The sequence below is a fragment of the Brucella lupini genome, from assembly GCF_002252535.1.
GTDB lineage: Bacteria > Pseudomonadota > Alphaproteobacteria > Rhizobiales > Rhizobiaceae > Brucella > Brucella anthropi.
Map to the genome: position 1 here is coordinate 19730 of NZ_NNRN01000019.1, position 13977 is coordinate 33706.

Consider the following 13977-nt stretch of genomic DNA (forward strand, 5'->3'; position numbering starts at 1 on the left):
CCATGGATGCCGGTTTCATCGATACGTGTGCGGATCCTGCCCTCCCCCCGGCGATTGTCGAGCAGTTTGTGGCGGCTGTCGGGAGCGACGATCCACTTGCTATCACCGTCAAAGAGAACGGCCGTCTCGTACTGATACCGAGGCCTCGCTCGGCGGACGAGGCGCTCGAAGTCGTGAAGGAATATGTGGGTCATGCAGTCGTGCGGGTCGGCCTGACGCAGTTTCCGGCGGGGATCGGAGCAAGCGATGCGTCGCAACTAAGGGCGATCATCTTCGACACCTGCGAGAACCTTCGGACCGGCACGGCCATGTTTGCAAAAATTGCCCGGATCGTTACCAAATGGTATGGGCACCCGACCAACACGGAACTTCTACCGCAAATGCTGGATGACGCCATCTATGCCTGGAGGACCGGCAGTTTTGAAGGGAGCAATGTGTTCAGGGCAGATGACCCTGGCGGTCCTACCTTCTTCGAAGCAATCCCCAAAACCGGCCGCCCGCCGGACGAGCCTGAGTCCGATCCTGGTGGTCAGACAGCTGCGTCGACATCCAACCCCGCTAGCGCGGCCGACGCTGGGATCAGAATTGACCTGTCGCGAATCGGCGGACAGAAATAATCGCATATCCGGCGTTCTGGGACGGCCAATAGACCAGCTGCTCGTGGCAGATAAGCGTATAGAATTTCGCCTAGCAGGACGCCATTTTAAATCTTTGCAATCGTACATTCTCGCGCTACAACCGTCTCATTGTATCTGATAATCGGTCACTCAATGCAACTTGCGATGCGCCGCCTGGTCGCTCATCACTGTTAGCGCGCGCTGCAAGCCAGCGCTTCGCGGTCGGGCGAAGTGGGGTTGCAGTGCTAAAAATACAGTGAGGTTGTCGATGGCCCATTGGCTCGAAAGACTATTGGACATTACTGCGATCGCTCGAGATCAAAGTACCCTCGAAGCGGCACTCTCGCAGCTTGCCGATCGGTTCGACTTCTCCGGATATGCGTTCGTCAACCTCCGACCCGGTCATTCTTTTGCAGTTTCAAACTATCAGGCGGAATGGCAAGAGCGATATTACCAGGAAAATTTCAGGCACCTGGACCCGGTCGTGCGCCAGGCCCAGAAATGGCGTCGCGCGTTCGCGTGGTCCGGAGAATCAGAAAAGGCCTCGCTGAGCAAAGAGGAGCGGCGATTTTTCGCAGATGCGAGCGAATATGATATCCGGTCCGGCGTCTCGATCCCGGTGGCGACACCCAACGGTGCGATTTCAATGCTCACTTTTGCGTCTTCCAAGGCCAACCTGTCTACTGAGAACGACATTGATGCGATAGTGGCCGCTTCAGCGGTAGCGCAATTACACGCTCGTATTGACCAGCTTAAAGTGCAGCCCTCGATCGAGGAAACTGTCTACCTTAGCCCGAAAGAGGCCACTTACGTCCGGTGGCTTGAACAGGGTAAAACGGTTGAAGACGCGGCAGATATCGAGAACGTCAAGTACAACACCGTTCGGATAGCCCTGGCGGACGCGCGGCGACGTTACGATCTGTGCAATAACACGCAACTGGTTGCCTTGGCGATACGCCGTGGGTTGATTTGATCAGGTGCGGTCAGACTTTCGGTGTCCGACCGAGGATCTTCAAGAGTGTCGTCAGAGCGGACATCTGGGCGTGCATTTCGATGGCCGCTGCGAAATAGTCAATCTGAGCCGCGTCATTCCCGTCGATGCCGCCTTGCGCGTTAGTCGGTAAGTTCTGAAACAGTATCTCAGCCTTTTCCACCAGATCACGGTGCTTTTTGATCGCTTCGACGGTTAGTCCCTCTATTATCCGTTCAGGTACACCTGCCAGCAACCCGACGAGTGGACGAAGGTCTACGTCTTCAATCGTGCCATTTTCCTCTTTGGACATGGCTCCTCCCAAACGAATGCGCGGTACGCCCCCGCATTGTTCCTGACCCCTGGCGATCGGGGAGTTAGTAACCGAGCATGTGCCGGCCCATGGACCTTTAGTTCCGAGGAACCTGGACATGAGTCCATGGCTCCCCGACCATAGGTCGAGGAATTCGACGTCCTAACGGCGGACGCCAAACCGACATGCTCGGGTTACTAAGCCCGCGAGATAGCGCGTACTACCTCGAGAGGGCTTATAGCGCTTGCGGCTCTACCACGCCACTACAGAATTGCAACGGATGAACTCTCACTGGCAGCGAGTGGTAAACTTTGCCAACAGATCGCGAAGGCTGCGACCAGACATTCCGGGAAAACGTGGATCAGACCAGCGAAGACGAGGGGAGCCATCCCGGTTAGTGTCATCCTACGAGGAACTCGCCGAAGAAAGCGAAACGACACGAGGCCGGGCCGATTGCTGCCAGATGATGGAGGATCGGCCGCAAGGCTCGGTTTCACGGAAGGATGTGAAATGGTATCGGTGCTATTAGCGCAAGATGATAGCGACCGCGACGATTTCGGGACGGAAAAATACCCGCGAGGATATCTTCCGGAACTTTGCGCAGCGCATTACCCACCGGGCGAGGGTCATTTCCCAAGTTGGCTCCAGGAGATTGCCAAAGTTAACTTCAATGGATCGCACTGGCAGGCTCGGTGGAGAACCAAACGTCGGGATAGATGGCTATCGCGCTTTCGTCAGGGGCGCGATCGGCCGTTCTCCACAGCGAGCGAATGGACCGAGCTTCCGGAAAACTGGCTGGCAACATGGAAGCAGTGACCTCCCTCGACGCGCCCACGCATGGAATAAACCAGGCAGGCATCAGGGGTGTGACGCTAAAGCCCCCGTTTTCTGCCCGCACCAGCAATGTCAGCGCGACCTCCTCGCTCGGTCGCCACGGAAAGATCATCCGTCCGCCGGGCTTCAGCGCCCTTAACCACTCGGTCGGCGGTGCGGCCACGCCGGCGTTCACGTAGATCACGTCCGACAGCGGCAACCGCTTCCTCGTAGCATCACCCGTGATGACATCTACGCCTTCAAACGGTTCGAGGTTCTGCGTGGCCTCTCCGGCCAGGTTCCCGTCGATTTCGAATGCGGTAACCTTGCCTGTGGGCAAGACGAGCATTGACAGGATCGCGGTGTAATACCCGGTTCCTGCGCCGACATGCGTGACGGCCTCCCCGCGCTGTGGCGCTACCGCTCCTATCCATGCCGCATGAAGCGAAGGTTCGCCGTTATTGATCCCCTTTTGTGCATCCAGCGCCACGAGGGCATTTTGATAGAGGTAGACTGGATCAGCGCTCGGCGTCTCAAAGTACCGGAGGTTAACCATGACTTTCCAAGGGCCGGGAGGGAAAAAAGCTTCGCGAGGGACAGCCTCGAAAGCTCTCTCAAGCCGCGGATCAGACGATCTGCTGGCCGCCGCCATGAGGCGGGCATAAAACCCTCTGATTTCTTCGATGCTGGCTCGCTCATTTAACATGGGGAGGTCTCCTGTCCGCGCTGGATTTGGGCGACAGCAAGGAAACCCCGACCGTACGCGCCTCGTCCGAATCTTCATCCTGTTCAAACTTCATCGCTGCCGTCAGCCGCGCAATGGTTGCTCGATGCACACGAAACAGCCGTGCCACATCGGCCGGTTTCCGGCCGGCCTCGAGCATGTCGATGATTTCTGCGCGCTGTTCATCATTGAATTTCGGCGGTCGGCCTCCAACGCGGCCTTGTTCACGAGCAGAATTCAATCCCGCGCGAGTTCTTTCGCGTACCATGGCGCGCTCGAATTCGGCAAATGCCCCGAGCATCTTCATCATCATGCGACCCGCCGGGCCCGAAGTGTCCACGGCTTCGGTCAACGACCGGAAGCTGGCGCCGGCTGCTTCCACCTTGTCCAGGATATGGAGAAGATCCTTCAGCGAACGGGAGAGTCGGTCGAGTTTCCAGACGACGAGGGTGTCTCCGTCGCGCAGCTGGTCAAGCAACCGATGAAGCTCAGGCCGATCCCATCGAGCACCTGATGCCTTTTCATCAAATACACGTTCGCAACCGGCTTCCCAGAGCGCCTCTATCTGGGTTGCCGCCTCCTGGCCGTCGTTCTTCGAAATCCGCGCGTAGCCGATTAACATGTTCTGCTACATAAACCTGTTGCCAATCACAATTTGGCAACAGGTTTATGCGCAAGTCAAGCATTTATGAATCCTGGAGCGAACGACAATATCAAAGGTAATGATTTGGCAGCCGTACCAAAATCTGCACCTCAATTAACACGGTTCCCATTTGACTCGGTAAATTGAGTGAAGCGCAACGAGGCCGGAGGCTGGCCAGTCATTTTTAGTTCGAATAAAGGTTCGGGAAAATGACGTCCTGATCTACGATCACGTTGAACCGGTAGCCCGGCCTAATGTTGATCGTCGGCTGCACATTCAGGTTTTTAGAGATCGTTTGCTCGGCAACCCGACCAAAAGTTTCCGCGAAATTTCGCCGGGCTGCATCCGACGCCGTATCCTGAGTGGCAAGTGTCGAGCTTTCCGGTACCGCCATGTCGATGCCTGTCCCGATGAGAGCGACGAGCGCAGCGGAGCCGAATGTCCGCAGATAATGATTGTCCACCTTATCGCGGAAGCCGCTATACCCCTCAGAGTCGGTCCCTGCCATGCCGCCGATCTGCAGCGTAGACCCATTCGGGAAGATGATGTCGGTCCAGACCACGAGGACTCGACTCTGGCCAAAGGAAACCTTGCTGTCATAGCGTCCAAAGAGTTTCGTCCCCTGCGGCACCAGCAGGAAGTGACCCGTCGCGCTGTCATAGACATTCTGGCTCACCTGGGCAGTGATCCGGCCAGGTAGGTCCGAATTGATGCCGGTGATCAAGGTAGCGGGAATGACTGAGCCACGCTTCAATTCGTATCGAGACTGCTGCAGCACGACCTGATTGGGCAGGTAGCCAAGCTCTTTGATGTCAGCATTGAAGAAATCCTCTTTCGAAGCCTGGCCGTTGGGATCCCCGGCTTGTCCAGCTATGCCCCCTCTCAACGCTGCAGCATAAAGATCTGAGGCACCGCTTGGACCCGTCGTTCCCTGTGTGCGCTCAGTCGTGCTGTCGGCATGGCCTCCCTTTGCGGCAATGTCCGATATGTCGACCTTCAACGGCGAGTCGATGGCGGCGCCTTTTGCCTGAAGGCTCGCCATGCGCTGTCGCTGCTGCTCGCGCGCGATCTGTTCTCGCTGCTCGCGCAGCATGCGGGCGTTCCATTCCTCATCCGATTCCATGCGTGGCCGTCGGGTGTCGCGAGGTTCCTCTTTAGCTTCGGCTTCAACAGGTTGGTTGACGACCGTCCTGCTCGTGTCGGGGGTGGGCTGGAAGACAGGCTGTTCCTCCTGATCACCGATAATACCATCCTTCACACCCCGCTTCATCTGTTCCGCAAAACTGGACGCCGGACTATTCGATCCGGCTTCATTCGGAAGGTCATGACCGAAGCGAAGCCCACGGGAGGAGAGCCCGTACACGAGCACTGCAAGAAAAACGACCGCGATGCCGATACCGAGAAAGAGTGGGACGCGATTGAGGCGCTTCATCCCCTGGGTGTCGGCAGAGCCGTTTGTTCCCAACTGAAGAGATTGGACCATGATCGTTTCCGCCTCAGTTGCGCTTCATCAAAGAAAGCGGGCTTGCAGGCGTCGCGACGCCGTTGGTGACGGAGTACGCACGCCCGAGCTCAAGCGTGTCCGTCGACAACCTGACGAGGACCTGTCCATCGGAGGCGACAATCGAATAAGCCACCTCGACAGGCTTGGGCCCGTCTTTCGCGCTTGTGGCCTTTTCGTCGCCAATGATGGAGAACCCCCATCCCTTCAGCGCAGATTCCAGTGAGACGGCAAAATCGGAACTATCCTTCTTGAGCCTGATCGGCGTAGCGGTCGATCCGGCCTGCTCGGCAAAGCGCCCCGCCATATCACCGGCAATCGCGCTCGCTGCCGGCTCCGTAACGTCAACGGAGGCGGCGCTTGTGGTCAGACCGTCGGTTGCGCTTTGACAACCCGCAAGGCTCAGGCAAAAGGCAATCGGCAGAAGGCAGCGACGCAACATGTTTCAGCCTCCCCGCCGGATGGTGATTTTCTGCTGCCTCCAGCCAACTCCCGATAACAGCACGGCCTTGTCGATATTGTAGTCGACGATCATCATGTCATTCTTCAGCCGGTAGTTGACGATGCGGTTTTGTCCTCCCGAAACGACGAAGAGAACGGGCGCGTCCTGACCGGAAATTGCGCGCGGGAACTGGATGTAGGTCTTCTGGCCATCGGAATAGACCCGCTTTGGTCGCCAAGGCGCGCTGCCGCTCAATGAGTAGGAAAACGCCAGCTGTTCCGGCGGTACGCCGCCGCCCGGTCCACTCATCGACTGGATCCTGGCATTGATGTCCGAAAGCTTGGTCGACGCATCCTCCGGATATTCGAAGCCGACGCGTGCCATGTATTGGCTGGGATGCGATTTCAGCTGGATATGATACGTCCGCCGAGATGTCGTGACGACCATCGAGGTTACCAGGCCGGGTTCGGAGGGCTTGACGATCAGATGGATTGCTTGCCCGGTCGCGGCGCCCGATGTAGCCGGCTCGACCTTCCATCGAACAGTATCGCCAACCAGAACATCGCGGACGATCTCCCCACCTTGTAGCTCGATATCGCAGACTTGAAGAGGTGAACATACGACAGACGGTTGGGTCTCGCCGAAGAGGAAGATCACCTTCCCATCTGGGCCGCGCGTGACCAATCCCGCCTGACCGCGCCATTTTCCGGACAGATTGGTGCCTTTCACCTCGTTGTTGGTCAGGCTTTGCGAAAGCGCCGGCGTCGGTGCGCCGGCCGTTACGCCCAGTGCAAGCAAGCAGCCAACCGCTGCATATCCGTATAGGGTCCCCATTGCATTTCCCTGCCCTTAGAGTTGTGCGGTCCAGTCGAAGTCGGTCACGTACACCCCGATCGGGTTGAGCCGGATTGTTGCTTCGTCCTGCGGTGAAGTGATCGCGACGGTGGCGATGCCGCGGAACCGGCGAGTTGCGACTTCCTTGCCCTTCCGGTCACGCTCGTATTCTGTCCAGTCGATCTGATAAGTCTGGTTGGAGAGTGCGACGATGTTGTTCACCTCAATCGCAATGGTCGCATTCACGGCCTTTTCAAAAGGCGAGTTTCCGCGGAACCAGGCATTGACCTTTTGCGTCGAGGGATCACTTGTCCGCAGCAGTGCGTAAGTGCGGTCGATATATTGCTTTTGAACCACCGCATCGGGTGTAATGGAGCGAAAGCTTGCAACGAAATTCCCCAGCGTGGCGCGCACGACCCGGGCGTCGGCATATTCGATCTGTTGCGGGAAACCTCCCGACACTGTGTTGCCGAGCTTGTCGACCTCGACGATGTAGGGCACAAGTTTCACTTGCGTGCTCAGATACAGCGCATAGCCGAAACCTATGACGGCCATAGCCAGGCTCAAGATTCCGACAGCCCTCCATGCAGAGGCGGCTCTCACGTAGGAGCCATACCGCTCAGACCATTCCTGTCTCGCCGCAAGATATGGATTATCCGGTGCGCGTTGCGCTGCCATGCTCGTTTCCTGTCTGATTGTTAAGATTTATCCGGCCGTTCTGGCGGCGGAGTGGAGGACGATGATTTGCCGCGAGCCTGATCAAGCTTGGCGTTCGCGAGGCCCAAGATCGATCCGGCATAAGCGCCGGGAGAGCCGATCGCCTTATCCTTAGCTGCTGATCCGGCCGCCATTGCGCCGGATGTGAAGCCGGCTCCCATGCCTCGAAGAGCCGCGCCCGATGCGGAGGCCCCTCCGGCCCTCGCAGCCTGCGCCGCCGCAAACCCTGCTCCGACGGCACCAGCACCGAGGAAGGCTCCGCCCGCCGCAAACGAAGCGGCCTGGCCGCCGTGGCGGATCGTCTCCATCCCACCGGACACGGAGGCCCCCTGCACCACGCCCTGAATGATGTTGGGAACATACAGAGCGATTATGAAAACAACGACGGAGATTCCGGCAATCGCCAGCGTTGTGATGAATTGATCGGATTCGGCCGTCGGTGCCTGCGCGAGACCAAGAAGAACATTTGAGCCGATCTTGGCGATCATCACGAGCGCCATCAGCTTCATGCCGACGCCAAAGGCATAGACAAGATACCGAATGGCGAAGTCCTTGGTGAACGACGATCCACCCAGTCCAAGCATGATCATGCCGGCGAGAAGCCCCACATACATCTCGACCATAACGGATACGAAAATCGCAGCCACGAGCGAGAAGCAGATAACGACGATGCCCATCGCGAGCACAGCTGCGATTGCAAGCGCATTGTCTTCGAAGACCCCGAATTTCGCCTGCTCCGACATCTGGGATGCAACGCGGATCCCGGCGTCGAAGACTTCGGCGGGCGATGCGGATCCGCCGCCAGCGCCGATCTGAAAGAGGCTATCGACAACCGCCTTGGCAAAGGTTGGCCCCTGGGTCAGGACGAACGCGAAGAAGCCGATGAACATGATGCGGCGGACAAGTTCGGCAAACCAGCTGTCGAGAGAGGCGGCCTGCGTCGCGAGCCACACCGCCGCGATGCCAACTTCGATCCCGGCGAGGATCCAGAACAGCGACTGTGCTGCATCCATAATGGTGGTTTCCCAGCCTTTTGCGGCCGTGGAAACCTGGTTCTCCAATTCCGTGAGGACTTGACCTTGCTGTGCAATGGCCGGTGCCGCCAAGAAAATGCAGGTCGCGCCGGCAAGCAGGAAGATCCGCGTCAAATCACGCCTCACCATCTCGGCCGCATCTCCTGCCCCTTTTCAATCGGGGACAGATCCTTGCCTGTCCCGAAGAACTTCTCACGTGCGGCGCGCTGCTCTCCGCTCATCTCAGGCGCAGCGGTGGTCCTGTTTTGGGCAAAGATTACGGCAGATACAGCGACGAGGGCGCAGCCGCCTGCAAGGACGGAAACGATCAGAACGGTTCTGGTCACCAGCGCGGCTCCATTTTTTGCCCGGTCGGGACCGACTGGACATCGGCATTGAAGAAATTCTCGCGGCGAGCCTGGGCAAGATCCTTGTCGGTCTGTTCGCTTTGCAGCCAGGTTCCCATCATTGTCGTCTGCTGCGAGACAATCCCCCGAAGCTTCTGCATTTGGGCCACCTGTTGGGCAGCAATCTGATGGCCAACCTGCAGGGCCTTCATCTGGCCGTCGGCCGATTGCGACATTGAGCGCAACGCGCTCATCGTCTCTTCTTCGCTGTCAAACTGATCAGCGGTCAGGCTTGCGGCTTTGAGAGTACTCGAAATCGTATCCCGGTTCGTGGTCGACCAGGTTTGATAGGTCGACGAGAAGCTCTCAGCATTAGGCAGGCTCGTCTTTAGATCAGCGTAGCTTTTGAACCGCTGCTTCAGCAGGTCGTCCGCGTTACTCATTTGAAACGCGATGCCTTGACCTTGATCTACGAGGTCTCGCAGCTGATCGAGGTCGTTCTCGACCTCTCCCCAGATATGGTTTGGAAGCTGCGCAGTGTTCTGCAGCATGTTCTGGTAAATGTTGAGCTGGTTCTGAATCTGCTCGGCAAGCTGGGTGATCTGCTTGATCTGGTTTTCGATCTGGGTACCGGATTGGCCGACCAGCGAGATCAGCTCGCCATTATTGAGAAGCTGCGTCCACTCTGTAGCGCCGCCGGCCGCGGAGCCGGCGAAGGATAGAGTCGGTGACAATGCGAGGCCGAGGTTTATGGAGACAGTGGCGATTGCCCTAAGCGTTTTTTGAAACCGGCTGCCATTACGCATAGCGATTGATCCCCCTTTCGATGAGCCATTGCCCCGGCCACTCCTTGCCATGGGCGGATTGAAGCGCCCGGATGCGGGCAAGGTCGGATTTCCCGGACGCGCCGACGAAAGACAGCGTAACCGGACCAAGTGACATGTCGAAAAGCCGGCGGCCGTCTGGCGAGGTCACATAATATTCCCGCTTGGGGATGGCGTTCGCGACGATGTCGATCTGCCGTTCGTTGAAGCCGATCCGCTCATAAAACTCCCGTGTACCGGTTTCCCGGGCAGCACCATTTGGGAGGCAAATCTTGGTCGGGCAGGATTCCTTCAGGACGTCGATAATGCCTGAACGCTCGGCGTCTGAGATCGATTGCGTCGCGAGAATGACGGCGCAATTGGCCTTTCTCAGAACCTTGAGCCACTCCCTGATCTTGTCCCGGAAAACCGGATGACCCAGCATCAGCCAAGCCTCATCGAGGATGATCAGGCTCGGCGAACCGTCCAGGCGCTTCTCGATGCGGCGGAACAGATAGGTCAGGACCGGCACGAGGTTTCGCTCACCCATGTTCATAAGCTGTTCGATCTCGAAACATTGGAAGCGGCCGAGCGCCAGGCCATCATGCTCTGCGTCGAGCAGCTGTCCCATTGGCCCGTCGACCGTATAGTGATGAAGCGCGTCCTTGATGTCGCGCGCCTGGACGCCACTGACGAAATCGGAAAGCGATCGGCCGGGCGCTGCGGCCATCAAGCCGATCTGCCTGGAAATGGCGTTGCGATGGTCCGGATTGATCGTAACACCCTGCAAGGCCACGAGAGTTTCGATCCACTCGGATGCCCAGGCGCGATCCCCATCGCTCGACAGATCCGAAAGCGGGCAGAAGGCGAGTTTAGCACCCTCCCCGTCCTCGGCGCCGATCGCGTAGTGGTCGCCCTCGACAGCGAGCGTTAGAGGCAGCATTGAGTTACCCTTGTCAAAGGCGAAGACCTGGGCTTGCTCATAGCGGCAAAACTGCGCTGCGATCAGCGCAAGAAGGGTGGACTTGCCCGAGCCGGTCGGACCGAAAATCAGACTGTGGCCGACGTCGTTGACATGCAGGTTCAGCCGAAACGGCGTCGAACCAGACGCTACCTGCATCAGCGGCGGCGCATCGTGCGGATAAAACGGGCATGGCGCCGTCGGACTTCCCGACCAGACCGAGTTGAGTGGGATGAGGTCTGCCAGATTACGGGTGTTGATCAAGGGCTCCCGAATGTTGCAGTACCAGTTCCCCGGCAGGCTTCCGAGAAAGGCGTCGGTCGCGTTCAGGGTTTCGATGCGCGCACCAAATCCTTCGGCCTGGATGAGGCGGCGGACAGCTTCAGCCTTCTCCTGCAGAGCCTCCAGTCTCTCGTCGAAGAGAATGACCACTGGCGTATAGTAGCCGTACGCCACGAGCTGTGAGGACGCTTCGGCAATCGCGTCCTCTGTTTCCATGACCATCGCCATTGCGTCCTGATCAATCGAGCGGGACTGCGTTTGGAATAACTGGTCAAAAAACGGTCGAACCTTCTGCTGCCATTTCTTGCGCGTGCGCTCCAGCCGCTGCTTTGCTTCTTCGGCGTCGAGGAAGATGAAGCGTGACGACCACCTATAGGTCAGAGGCATCAGGTCGAGGCTGTTGAGGATACCCGGCCAGCTCTCCGCCGGTAGTCCATCAATCGCCACGACGCCGAGGAAACGATTCTCAACCCGCGGAGTGAGGCCGTGCTCCATCTCCGCTGTTACCAGCCAGTCGAGATACATGGGGATTTCAGGCAGCCGAATGGGATGATTTTCGCCAGTGATCGTGAAACGGATGAACTGAAAAAGATCGTCATAGCGGGCAACCCTGGCGCCGCCACGCTCCGGCACCTCGCGGGTGAGCATGCGTTGAATCGAAACCGAATTTCCAAGGTATTGCTCGATCTCGCGAATCGACCGCCGAAACGTCTCCAGCACGGTATCGGCATAGCTCGCCGTGCGGCTTTCGGTGTCCGAGTATATGTAGCGGGTCAGGCCGGAGCGGCGTCGTTCCGGCGGTCGATACGTCATGATCAGGGCGTGCCGGCTTTCGAAATGCCCTTGCTCCCGCGCGAAGTGGTTGCGTCGCTCGTCATCGATCATGCGCGTAACGGCGTCGGGAAAATGGCTTCGGTCAGCCGAAGGATAGTCGATAGTCGGGAAGCGGACCGCCTCGACCTGGATCATCCAGCCCGAACCCAGCCGCGACAGGGTCGCGTTGATCTGCCGGGACAGCTCATTGCGTTCAAAGTCGGTTGCACTTTCAGAGTCCGGGCCAGCAAAGTACCAACCCGCCATCAGACTGCCGTCCTTGAGAAGAATTATTCCGTTATCGACGATCCCCGCATAAGGGACGAGTTCCGAGAACGATGGGCCGGCGGAGCGAAATGAGCGCAAAGCAACCATCATAAACCCTCAGAACTGTCGCCAGGGCGAAGACGTTGGCAGGTAATGCGGCCGATATCGCATGTGGCGCACATAAACCTGCCGCATCATTGGGTCGGCTTTTGCCATCATTTGCAGGACGCCGACGATAACAATCCAGATCAATATCCCGAAGAGCGCCGAGTAGACTGTGAGCACGACGAAAATCAAAATCACCGCCGCAAGCCCGGTCAGGAGCACAAGCTCCCGGTCAGCACCCATCAAGAGGTTTGGGCGCGAAAGAGCGCGGTGGACCCGATTGCGGTGGAGATTGACCCTTGGCTCAGCCATTGCCCCCCTCCCCTTCCGCGCTGGTGGGCGGCGTTGTGGGTTGGCCTGCGAATTGCCCAATCCCGATCGAGGCGCCCGTCGAACCGAAGAGGCCGACAATCGTGGTGGCACCGAGAAGGATGCCGGCGACAAGGACGACATACATCAGCCGCCGTGCGAAATCATTGAGCTCGCCGCCGAAGATCAACATGCCACCAGCGATCGCGACGGCGGCCAGCGCGATATAGCCCGCGACCGGCCCGGTGATTGATTCCTGGATCTGTTCGAGTGGGCCCTCCCACGGGAGGCTCCCTCCTGAACCCGCAAACGCCGGAGCGGCAATCGATGCGCAAATGAACGCGGCGGCTATTCCCAAACGAAGGGAGCGATTATGCGGCATGGCTGTCCTCATCGATTTGCGGATAGTGCTCTGTCTGATAACGGGATCCGCTGAAACCCTCGACATGAAGGACCTCCCGCACCCGCCTCCCCCGGCCGGCGCGCTCGATCGAAATCACCAGATCGACCGCTTCGCCGATGACCGCTTGCATCGGCTGCTGGCTTGCCTCTGCTGTCAGTTGCTCGAGGCGCCGGAGCGCCGACATCGCGGTGTTTGAGTGGATTGTCGTCACGCCGCCCGGGTGGCCGGTGTTCCACGCTTTTAGCAAAGTCAAAGCTGCACCATCTCTGACTTCTCCAACGATGATGCGATCTGGTCGCAGGCGCATTGTGCTCTTGAGAAGCCGGGCCATATCGACGGTATCGCTCGTGTGGAGGCTGACGGCATTTTCTGCGGCACACTGGATTTCGGAGGTGTCTTCAAGGATCACAATCCGATCCTCCGGTGCGGCGGTCACGACTTCAGCAATCACGGCATTTGCAAGTGTCGTTTTCCCAGATCCGGTTCCGCCGGCGATAACGATATTGAGCCGGTTGGCGATAGCGCTGCGGATGATCGCTGCTTGCGCGTCCGTCATGATCTTTGTGTTCACATAGTCCTCGAGGGGGATGAGCTGCGACGCGCGACGACGGATGGTGAACGTCGGCGCGCCGACCACTGGTGGAAGCAATCCCTCGAACCGGTGACCTCCGATGGGAAGCTCACCCGAAATGATCGGGCGGTCACTGTCGGCCTCCGACTGGAGGGCGTGCGCCACCGAACCAATGACCGTTTCGGCAGCTGTCGCGGCCATCTCGCCAGCCGGAGCTACGCCGTGGCCCAGGCGTTCGATGAAGAGTTTGCCGTCCGGATTGAGCATGATTTCAACGACGGTCGGATCGTCAAGGGCAATGCAAAGCCGCTCACCAAGTGCATCCTGCAATTTGCGGACAAGGCGGGAGTGCGATTGAAGCATGGGGGAAACCGTCTCCTCGTTTGAGTGTGTGAAGAGACAGACCGTGAAGATCGCAGATTGTCGAGGTGCAAATTTGCATCTCGTAGTGTGCAAGTGATTCCGTCAGGCTTGCTGCGATTCGGCCCCTGACACTCTATTTTCGCTGGACGGTGGCGATTGAGTCACA

16 protein-coding genes are annotated in these 13977 nt (G+C 58.4%); 2 read left to right on the forward strand and 14 right to left on the reverse strand.

Annotated features, from left to right (window positions below; all coding sequences use genetic code 11):
- Nucleotides 1-2 precede the first annotated feature (2 nt).
- Together CES86_RS01400 and traR are read left to right on the forward strand one after the other, a co-directional pair.
- Nucleotides 3-617 carry a TraH family protein gene (locus CES86_RS01400; RefSeq protein ID WP_080823888.1) on the forward strand — a complete coding sequence of 205 codons (615 nt, stop codon included), beginning with the start codon at nucleotides 3-5 and terminating at the stop codon, nucleotides 615-617.
- A gap of 268 nt (nucleotides 618-885) precedes the next feature.
- On the forward strand, nucleotides 886-1590 hold the full coding sequence (gene traR, locus CES86_RS01405) for an autoinducer-binding transcriptional regulator TraR (protein ID WP_003501732.1): 705 nt from the start codon (nucleotides 886-888) through the stop codon (nucleotides 1588-1590).
- A gap of 10 nt (nucleotides 1591-1600) precedes the next feature.
- Here traR and CES86_RS01410 read toward each other — a convergent pair whose 3' ends face one another.
- From CES86_RS01410 to trbB, 14 genes are all read right to left on the reverse strand, one after another.
- Nucleotides 1601-1900, reverse strand: coding sequence for a transcriptional repressor TraM (locus tag CES86_RS01410; protein ID WP_080823889.1), 300 nt, complete (start codon nucleotides 1898-1900; stop codon nucleotides 1601-1603).
- A 667-nt stretch (nucleotides 1901-2567) separates the two neighbouring features.
- Nucleotides 2568-3419, reverse strand: coding sequence for a protein-L-isoaspartate O-methyltransferase family protein (locus tag CES86_RS01415; protein WP_080823890.1), 852 nt, complete (start codon nucleotides 3417-3419; stop codon nucleotides 2568-2570).
- Entirely contained in the window at nucleotides 3409-4059 is a 651-nt protein-coding gene (locus CES86_RS01420; protein ID WP_080823891.1) for a recombinase family protein, read from the reverse strand. The genes CES86_RS01415 and CES86_RS01420 overlap by 11 nt, the downstream gene beginning before the upstream one ends.
- Nucleotides 4060-4264: 205 nt before the next feature.
- Nucleotides 4265-5563, reverse strand: a complete 1299-nt coding sequence (gene trbI / locus CES86_RS01425; RefSeq protein ID WP_080823892.1) for an IncP-type conjugal transfer protein TrbI — start codon at nucleotides 5561-5563, stop codon at nucleotides 4265-4267.
- A gap of 13 nt (nucleotides 5564-5576) precedes the next feature.
- Nucleotides 5577-6023, reverse strand: coding sequence for a conjugal transfer protein TrbH (gene trbH, locus CES86_RS01430; RefSeq protein WP_080823893.1), 447 nt, complete (start codon nucleotides 6021-6023; stop codon nucleotides 5577-5579).
- 3 nt (nucleotides 6024-6026) lie between these two features.
- The gene (gene trbG / locus CES86_RS01435; protein ID WP_003501721.1) at nucleotides 6027-6857 is read right to left on the reverse strand and encodes a P-type conjugative transfer protein TrbG; all 831 of its coding nucleotides are present in this window, start codon (nucleotides 6855-6857) and stop codon (nucleotides 6027-6029) included.
- 15 nt (nucleotides 6858-6872) lie between these two features.
- Nucleotides 6873-7535, reverse strand: a complete 663-nt coding sequence (locus CES86_RS01440; RefSeq protein ID WP_003501718.1) for a conjugal transfer protein TrbF — start codon at nucleotides 7533-7535, stop codon at nucleotides 6873-6875.
- Nucleotides 7536-7555: 20 nt separating this feature from the next.
- Nucleotides 7556-8737, reverse strand: a complete 1182-nt coding sequence (gene trbL / locus CES86_RS01445) for a P-type conjugative transfer protein TrbL (protein ID WP_080823894.1) — start codon at nucleotides 8735-8737, stop codon at nucleotides 7556-7558.
- On the reverse strand, nucleotides 8731-8934 hold the full coding sequence (trbK, locus tag CES86_RS01450) for an entry exclusion protein TrbK (protein WP_080823895.1): 204 nt from the start codon (nucleotides 8932-8934) through the stop codon (nucleotides 8731-8733). Before trbK ends, trbL begins: the two co-directional genes overlap by 7 nt.
- Nucleotides 8931-9740 (reverse strand): P-type conjugative transfer protein TrbJ, encoded by an 810-nt coding sequence (gene trbJ / locus CES86_RS01455; protein ID WP_080823896.1) that lies wholly within the window; start codon nucleotides 9738-9740, stop codon nucleotides 8931-8933. The genes trbK and trbJ overlap by 4 nt, the downstream gene beginning before the upstream one ends.
- The gene (locus CES86_RS01460) at nucleotides 9733-12168 is read right to left on the reverse strand and encodes a conjugal transfer protein TrbE (RefSeq protein WP_092938694.1); all 2436 of its coding nucleotides are present in this window, start codon (nucleotides 12166-12168) and stop codon (nucleotides 9733-9735) included. The genes trbJ and CES86_RS01460 overlap by 8 nt, the downstream gene beginning before the upstream one ends.
- A 9-nt stretch (nucleotides 12169-12177) precedes the next feature.
- A complete protein-coding gene (locus CES86_RS01465) occupies nucleotides 12178-12477 on the reverse strand; it encodes a conjugal transfer protein TrbD (RefSeq protein ID WP_080823897.1) in 300 nt (99 codons plus the stop codon).
- Nucleotides 12470-12856, reverse strand: a complete 387-nt coding sequence (locus CES86_RS01470) for a TrbC/VirB2 family protein (protein ID WP_035243728.1) — start codon at nucleotides 12854-12856, stop codon at nucleotides 12470-12472. Before CES86_RS01470 ends, CES86_RS01465 begins: the two co-directional genes overlap by 8 nt.
- Entirely contained in the window at nucleotides 12846-13811 is a 966-nt protein-coding gene (gene trbB, locus CES86_RS01475; protein WP_080823898.1) for a P-type conjugative transfer ATPase TrbB, read from the reverse strand. The genes CES86_RS01470 and trbB overlap by 11 nt, the downstream gene beginning before the upstream one ends.
- Nucleotides 13812-13977 lie beyond the last annotated feature (166 nt).

What these genes read in the sequence shown, in the direction of transcription:
- trbH (WP_080823893.1), bottom strand. Translation starts at nt 6,023, where the DNA reads ATGTTGCGTCGCTGCCTTCTGCCGATTGCCTTTTGCCTGAGCCTTGCG.
- trbG (WP_003501721.1), bottom strand. Translation starts at nt 6,857, where the DNA reads ATGGGGACCCTATACGGATATGCAGCGGTTGGCTGCTTGCTTGCACTG.
- CES86_RS01420 (WP_080823891.1), bottom strand. Translation starts at nt 4,059, where the DNA reads ATGTTAATCGGCTACGCGCGGATTTCGAAGAACGACGGCCAGGAGGCG.
- traR (WP_003501732.1), top strand. Translation starts at nt 886, where the DNA reads ATGGCCCATTGGCTCGAAAGACTATTGGACATTACTGCGATCGCTCGA.
- CES86_RS01470 (WP_035243728.1), bottom strand. Translation starts at nt 12,856, where the DNA reads ATGCCGCATAATCGCTCCCTTCGTTTGGGAATAGCCGCCGCGTTCATT.
- CES86_RS01465 (WP_080823897.1), bottom strand. Translation starts at nt 12,477, where the DNA reads ATGGCTGAGCCAAGGGTCAATCTCCACCGCAATCGGGTCCACCGCGCT.
- CES86_RS01415 (WP_080823890.1), bottom strand. Translation starts at nt 3,419, where the DNA reads ATGTTAAATGAGCGAGCCAGCATCGAAGAAATCAGAGGGTTTTATGCC.
- trbL (WP_080823894.1), bottom strand. Translation starts at nt 8,737, where the DNA reads ATGGTGAGGCGTGATTTGACGCGGATCTTCCTGCTTGCCGGCGCGACC.
- CES86_RS01440 (WP_003501718.1), bottom strand. Translation starts at nt 7,535, where the DNA reads ATGGCAGCGCAACGCGCACCGGATAATCCATATCTTGCGGCGAGACAG.
- CES86_RS01460 (WP_092938694.1), bottom strand. Translation starts at nt 12,168, where the DNA reads ATGGTTGCTTTGCGCTCATTTCGCTCCGCCGGCCCATCGTTCTCGGAA.
- CES86_RS01410 (WP_080823889.1), bottom strand. Translation starts at nt 1,900, where the DNA reads ATGTCCAAAGAGGAAAATGGCACGATTGAAGACGTAGACCTTCGTCCA.
- trbJ (WP_080823896.1), bottom strand. Translation starts at nt 9,740, where the DNA reads ATGCGTAATGGCAGCCGGTTTCAAAAAACGCTTAGGGCAATCGCCACT.
- trbB (WP_080823898.1), bottom strand. Translation starts at nt 13,811, where the DNA reads ATGCTTCAATCGCACTCCCGCCTTGTCCGCAAATTGCAGGATGCACTT.
- CES86_RS01400 (WP_080823888.1), top strand. Translation starts at nt 3, where the DNA reads ATGGATGCCGGTTTCATCGATACGTGTGCGGATCCTGCCCTCCCCCCG.
- trbI (WP_080823892.1), bottom strand. Translation starts at nt 5,563, where the DNA reads ATGGTCCAATCTCTTCAGTTGGGAACAAACGGCTCTGCCGACACCCAG.